The organism is Kineococcus glutinatus (assembly GCF_039542765.1).
Taxonomy (GTDB): Bacteria; Actinomycetota; Actinomycetes; order Actinomycetales; family Kineococcaceae; genus Kineococcus_A; species Kineococcus_A glutinatus.
The window spans coordinates 1-6088 of record NZ_BAABIL010000051.1; the positions used below are offsets into that span (position 1 = coordinate 1).

Below are 6088 nucleotides of genomic sequence, written 5' to 3' on the forward strand. Positions count from 1 at the left end.
TCGCCTCTGTTGCCTTCGTCCTCACCCACCTTCAGTTACCAACCCGGTGAGAAAACCTCAGTGCGGGGTCTGCCCGTGCTGGCCGACAAGGGCTATACCGGCGCTGGCGCCGGTGTCCGAGTTCCCGTCCGCCGTCCCGGCGGTGGGCAAGTCCTCGATCCATCAACTCGGGGTTGGAACACCTACGTCAACGCCGAGCGAGCCTTCGTCGAGCATGGCATCGCCCACCTCAAAACCCGCTGGCGGGCCCTGGCTCGTGTCACCCTCTGCCCCTGGCGCATCTCCGCGATCATCGCCACCGCTCTGATGCTCAGCACCTGGGAGGGCCGCTACTGAGAAAGGCTCAATTCTCGACTAATGCAACGGCGTTTTAAGGGGTGAAAGCTAGCGCTCCAGCCGCGAGCGCTAGGCCCAAGGCTGCGCCGGTCACCACTTGGCTAGGGGAGTGGTGGGTCTCTCGCCACCTGGCCCAGCCGACGAGCGGCACCAGGACAGCCAGCGGCGCCAGCGCCGGGCGCAGTCCGACCAGCACGGTGACCGACGCTGCAAGCACCAGCGCGTGCATCGACACCTTCCACACCCGCGAGATCACCGCCCCGACGCCGACGCTGGCGAGCATGAGCAGCACGAACACCTGCATCGATGTCGACGCACCCAGCAGGCGCACCACCAGCAGCGCCACCAGCACGCATCCGACCGCCATCGCCAGCAGGCGAGGGCGGTCCTCGCGGCGGCTGATGTGACGGTCGCTGAGCCGGCCGGTGCGCACCTGTCGGGCGACGACGGCGTAGGGCACTGCCGCCGCCAGTGCGGTGACCAGCAGGCCGTGCAGCGCCCCCTTCCACCACGGCGTAGTGGTCATGGCAGCTACGACCGGCGGCATGACGGCCGCGCAGATCCACGGCGCGAGCACCTCGCTGAGGACCCGGGCCACCCGGAGGCTGGTGGACGCCTCCGTCTCTCGCCCGATCATCGTTGGACCGCTCACGACCGCCTCCCTTGCAACACCACTCGATGCCGCGTCCTCGTCAGGGCGACGTACTCGCGGGCCACCTGCGCCAGGCGCTCCGCCTCCCGGTCCATATCGTCGGCCACCGGCGCTCGCTCGCCGAGACTGTGCTCTGACGCGGTGGGCGCTCCGTCGTGGTGCCCCGCTCGCGCGGCAGTGACGGCCGCGGCAAGCCGCTGGGCCTCCGCGGCGTGCGGGGTTGCTGCCGCGTCCGCCAGCTGCAGAGCATGCGCGCGCAGCGCCAGACGGGCGTCGTGGATCTCGATGACCCGCCGGTAGAGCCGCCACCGCACGTCGAGGACGTCGAACGCCTCGCGGATGGGAGAGCGGGGATGCTCCAACGCCACCTCCGGGGCGACGTCCGCCAGGTCGCGCCACAGCGGCAGCAGTTGCTGCAGCTGCCGGCGCGCTCGCACCCAGGTGCGCAGCTGGTGGATGCGCATCCGCATGGCCGGCCAGGTCACCGAGGCGACGGCCAGCAGGGCCGCCACCGATCCCAGTGCGAGGCAGCCGACGCGGGTAAAGGCCACCACCGTGTCCCAACCTGTGAAGAGGGCGGCCTCCCCGAGGAGGCGGAGCGCGACGTATCCGAGTCCGAACGCGGCGCCGAGCGCGAACGTGCGCAGGCTGGTGTGCAGGGGCCCACTGGTGCGGTGCTTCAGGCGCGACCACGCCAGCTGGACGTCGACGAGGCTCCAGCCGAGGAAGGCGGTGAAGGTGGTGATGAACACGCCCACGAGCGGCTCGGTGCCGTAGGCGAGGAGGTAGTCCGCGGCTGGATCCTGCGCCGGCGCCGCGGAGAACACGGCCACGAGGACGGCGAGAGCGGCCAGCAGTACGAGAACCCGGCGGCGCAGCTGTGCTCGACGCTGCCGTGCTCGCGCAGCAGCGAGGAGGAAGATGCACTGGGTGGCCAGGGCGGCGACCATCATCGCGGCGCGCCCCACGAGGTCGCCGATGTGCGGGATGCGCGTCGCGGCGTAGAGGATCCGCTCGCCGGGGAACGTCAGGACGACGGCGGCCACCGCGAGGGCGATGACCGCCGTCGCGACGACCCTGCGGCCGGCATCCGCGCTGCGGCGCAGGTCACGGAACCTCGGTACCGCCGCCAGGCAGAGCGCGAGCGCCACGAAGCTCGAGATGCGCTCAGCCACGGGCGGCCCCGAAGCTGCGCGCCAGGGCCCGCACCTCGCGCGGCGCACCGTCGACCAGCGGGTCGGTGGACGGCATGCGCTGCAGCACCATGGACGCGAAGACCTCCGCCTCCTGCTCCTCCCGCGTGGAGTACGAGCCGCGCTGCAGAACGCGGTCGACCGTCGAGCGGTCGAGGTCCGGCAGCAGGCGCGTGATGAGGTCATCGGCCAGCACGCCCGGACCGCCGTGGTCGAAGACGACGTGCGCCAGCTCGTGGGCGAGGATGTGTTGCCGGTGCACCCCGGCCGTCGACTCGTCCACGAAGACATAGTCGGCCGTCGTCGTGGAGATCCACACGCCGCACGGACCGTCGCTGGCGTACTGCGGCAGGACGTGGACGGCCCGGCCCCGCAGGGACGCGACCGCCGTCGCGAAAGCCGAGGTGCTGAAGGTGTCGGGCAGGTCCAACGTGCGCAGTCGTGCCGCGCACTGCTGCCGCAGCGTTCGCAGGCTCAGCTCTCCGCCTCCCTCTCAGTCCGCGGCGTGCCCCTCCTCGGGCTCGTCGGGCAGCCCTTCGAGTTTGCGCACGCGCTCGATCATCTCCGCGATCGTGGCCAGGCTCTCGCTGCTGAGCCCGGAGGCGCGCAGCGCGACCCTTCGTACGCCAACGTCGCGCAACGTGGCAACCAGGCGCAGTTGCTCCTCGACCTGGGTGGCCAAGGCGTCGTCGAAGAAGTAGCTCGGTGGAACGCCGAAGAAGGATGCCAGAGCTTCGAGGTGGCGCAACGTGGGGTTGTCGCGCTTGCCGTTGCGCAGCATCCACAGGTAGGCGGCTGAGATCGTCGGACCGCCGGCCGCCTTGATGGCCGAGGCCACGTGCTCGTAGGAGTACTCGCCCTTGGCCGGCCGGACCGTCTGGAAGAGCAGGTCGACCTTCTCCGCGAGCGAGCGCGCCGGCGCGTCACCGGTCTGCGTCTCGCTGACCACGCCGTCGTCCTCGGGGTGCGCGTCCGCCACGGGCCATCTGCTCCTTCCTCAGCCGCGCCTTGACATCCATTCACAAGGGATTAGCCTTCAAGTCATCGCGTTAACTGACGTGAAGGACGGTCCCGGGTGCGGGTTCACGGTGTCAGATCGTGCGCCCGCTCCTCGTGCCTGCCCTCCCGTTCGTCGTGTGTCGGCACGTCCGCCGCCTCGTGCGGCAGCGGACGCGCGTCAGGTCACCAACCGTAGTCGGCAGGGGAGGGCGGAGGTCGTGAAGGTCGCAATCACCGCTCTGCTGGCTCTCGTCTGCGGCACGGTGCTCCTCGGCGGCGCCATGTCAGGACCCGAGACGGCCGCCGCCGTCGCACCGGGGCAGGCCCTCAACGTCGAGGCGCTGCCCCCGGCGGGACGGCAGTGGATCGAGACCGCGGAGGCCGTGCGCGCTGCCAGCTGCCCCGAGCTGCCGCTGACCTGGCTGGCTGCGGAGGTGCAGGCGGAGTCCGGCTGGGACCCGCACGCCTCCTCGCCCGCCGGGGCCGCGGGCCTGCTGCAGGCGATGCCCGCGACGTGGGTCGCCGCCGGTGGCGGTACCGGCTGGAGCGCCGGTGGGCGGCCGCCCGCCGAGCACGACGTCTGGCAGCCGCAGCGGCACCTCGAGGTGGTCCTGCCGTGGATGTGCGGCAACCTCCGCGCGATGACCCCCCACCTGCGGGCGACCGGCAAGTCCACCAGCCCGCTGGATGCCATGGCGGTCTGCCACATCGCCGGCTGCTCCCGGGTGACCGGCTCGGCCAGCGGTATCCCGGTGGCGGGGGAGGCGGGATGCGGCGCGGGATGCGTCGCGCAGATCCGCGACTACCTCGCCGCGATCCACCGCTACCTCGACGACTACACCGCCGCACCCGTCGCCGTCGCGAGCGGGACCGCCGTGGCCTTCAACGGCAGCTCCGCCGGGTGCGTCGTGCCTGACCCGACCGGCACGGGCGGCTGCGTCACGGCCGCGACGAACTGGGGCATCCGCCAGGTGTGGGCCGTCTTCGGCAAGCGGCCGACCTCCTGCTGGGACGCGCACGCGTGGAACCCGACATCGGACCACCCGCGCGGCAAGGGCTGCGACATCACCTTCGGCACGCTCGGCGCGTTCCCCGGCGCCACAGACGTGACCGCCGGCTGGCAGGTAGCCACCTGGCTGCAGACCAACGCCGCTGCGCTGCACGTGAAGTACGTCATCTGGCAGGGCCGCATCTGGTCCGCCGGCCGCGACGACGAGGGCTGGCGCACCTACACCGGCGGTGGGGTCTACGACGCCAGCGACCCGACCGGCGGCCACTACGACCACGTCCACGTCTCCTTCACCGACTGACAGATCGGCCGCGAACGTGCCGTGACGACCGCACCCCCACCCGCCATCCTGAACGACACCACGACAGGAGAGGACCGATGAGCCGCCTCCAGCTCGACCTCGAGCAGATCCGCACCCTCCCGCCCGTCGTGGACGTCCCGACCGCCGCCGCCGTCCTCGGCATCGGCCGCACCGCCGCCTACGAGCTCATCCGCACCGACAGCTGGCCCACCCCGATCGTCCGGCTCGGCAAGCTCATCCGCGTGCCCACCGCGCCGCTGCTGGACCTCGTCGGGGTGCGGCGGTGAAGAAGGGACACGTCTCCCAGCGCCACGGACCCTCGTGTCCGCGCGACAGCGCCGGCACGCTGCTGGAGCACCGATGCCGCGGGCCGTGGAAGTTCACCGTGGACTTCGGGCGACGGCCAGACGGCGGCCGCCGGCAGGTGACGCGGTCGGGGTTCACCACCAAGCGCGAAGCCCAGCGAGCCCTCGACGAGGAGCTCGAGCGGCAGTTCGCGGGGGTGAGTCACGAACCGGCCCTCACCGTCGGGCGGTTCTTCGAGCAGTGGCTGGCCGGCAAGCGGAACCTGCGGGAGACGACCCGACGCAGCTACACGATGCACGTGCGGCTCTACCTGGAACCCGCGCTGGGGCACTACCGGCTGCAGGACCTGCGCGCCGACCACATCGACGCCCTCTACTCCGACCTGCTCGAGGGGCGGTACGCCAAGGCGTCGGCTTCCACCGTCCACCACGTGCACCGCACGCTGCGCTCGGCGCTCAACACCGCCGTCAAGCGCCGCCTCATCGCGTGGAACCCCGCGGTGCAGGTGGAGTTGCCCGAGCACCGCCCGGCGCGCAGCTCGGTGTGGGAGCCGCAGCACATCGCCGCGTTCCTCGACACCGCCCACGGGCACCGCCTCTCCGCCCTGTTCCACCTCATCGCCTTCACCGGCATGCGCCGCGGCGAGGCCATCGGGCTGCACTGGCGCGACGTCGACCTCGAACGCGCCCACGTCGTGGTGGCCTGGCAGATCACCGAGGCCAACGACGGCCCACGGCTCGGGGCGCCGAAGACGGCCGCCGGCGCCCGCGTGGTGCCCATCGACCCGATGACCGTCGACGTCCTCCGCCAGCACCGCGCCGCGCAGCAGGCCGAACGCGCAGCGTGGGGCGAGGCGTGGCAGGAGCACGGCCTGGTCTTCACCCGCGAGAACGGCGCCCTGCTGCGCCCTGACGTGGTGACCCACACCTTCGGCAAGCTCGTCCGAGCCGCCGGCGTGCCGCGCATCCGGCTGCACGACCTGCGCCACACCCACGCCAGCCTCGCCCTCGCCGCAGGGGTGGACATCAAGGTCGTCAGCGACCGCCTGGGGCACTCCACCACCCACATCACGGCGAACCTCTACACCCACGTCGTGCCGGCCGTCGCGCGTTCGGCGGCCGACGCGATCGCCGCGGCCGTGGCATACACCCGGCGCACCGAGACGACCGATGTGGTCCGCATGTGGTCCGCAGAGACCGTCCTGGCCGGTGAGCGGGCCCCTCCGGGTGGTGAAGTCGCAGGTCAGAGCGGTAGGCCCCGTGGGACTCGAACCCACAACCCGCGGATTAAAA

Annotated in this window: 8 protein-coding genes; 4 read left to right on the top strand and 4 right to left on the bottom strand. The window is 71.7% G+C overall.

The window, feature by feature from the left end; all coding sequences use genetic code 11:
* On the top strand, positions 1 to 336 hold a 336-nt coding region (locus ABEB16_RS02450), incomplete at its 5' end, for a transposase family protein (RefSeq protein WP_345710686.1).
* A gap of 34 nt (positions 337 to 370) precedes the next feature.
* Here the strand turns inward: ABEB16_RS02450 and ABEB16_RS02455 are convergent.
* From ABEB16_RS02455 to ABEB16_RS02470, 4 genes are all read right to left on the bottom strand, one after another.
* Positions 371 to 988 carry a phosphoesterase PA-phosphatase gene (locus ABEB16_RS02455; protein WP_345710687.1) on the bottom strand — a complete coding sequence of 206 codons (618 nt, stop codon included), beginning with the start codon at positions 986 to 988 and terminating at the stop codon, positions 371 to 373.
* Complete coding sequence (locus tag ABEB16_RS02460; protein WP_345710688.1) at positions 985 to 2163, bottom strand: MAB_1171c family putative transporter; 1179 nt, start codon at positions 2161 to 2163, stop codon at positions 985 to 987. Before ABEB16_RS02460 ends, ABEB16_RS02455 begins: the two co-directional genes overlap by 4 nt.
* Positions 2156 to 2611 (bottom strand): ImmA/IrrE family metallo-endopeptidase, encoded by a 456-nt coding sequence (locus ABEB16_RS02465; RefSeq protein WP_345710689.1) that lies wholly within the window; start codon positions 2609 to 2611, stop codon positions 2156 to 2158. Before ABEB16_RS02465 ends, ABEB16_RS02460 begins: the two co-directional genes overlap by 8 nt.
* A gap of 63 nt (positions 2612 to 2674) precedes the next feature.
* A complete protein-coding gene (locus ABEB16_RS02470) occupies positions 2675 to 3160 on the bottom strand; it encodes a helix-turn-helix domain-containing protein (protein WP_345710690.1) in 486 nt (161 codons plus the stop codon).
* Positions 3161 to 3398: 238 nt separating this feature from the next.
* Here ABEB16_RS02470 and ABEB16_RS02475 point away from each other — a divergent pair, with 238 nt between their 5' ends.
* From ABEB16_RS02475 to ABEB16_RS02485, 3 genes are all read left to right on the top strand, one after another.
* Positions 3399 to 4490, top strand: coding sequence for a VldE C-terminal domain-containing protein (locus ABEB16_RS02475; RefSeq protein WP_345710691.1), 1092 nt, complete (start codon positions 3399 to 3401; stop codon positions 4488 to 4490).
* 77 nt (positions 4491 to 4567) lie between these two features.
* Positions 4568 to 4777 carry a DNA-binding protein gene (locus tag ABEB16_RS02480; RefSeq protein ID WP_345710692.1) on the top strand — a complete coding sequence of 70 codons (210 nt, stop codon included), beginning with the start codon at positions 4568 to 4570 and terminating at the stop codon, positions 4775 to 4777.
* A partial coding sequence (locus tag ABEB16_RS02485) for a site-specific integrase (RefSeq protein WP_345710693.1) occupies positions 4774 to 6088 on the top strand: 1315 nt, incomplete at its 3' end. The genes ABEB16_RS02480 and ABEB16_RS02485, both read left to right, overlap by 4 nt.

What these genes read in the sequence shown, in the direction of transcription:
- ABEB16_RS02480 (WP_345710692.1), top strand. Translation starts at nt 4,568, where the DNA reads ATGAGCCGCCTCCAGCTCGACCTCGAGCAGATCCGCACCCTCCCGCCC.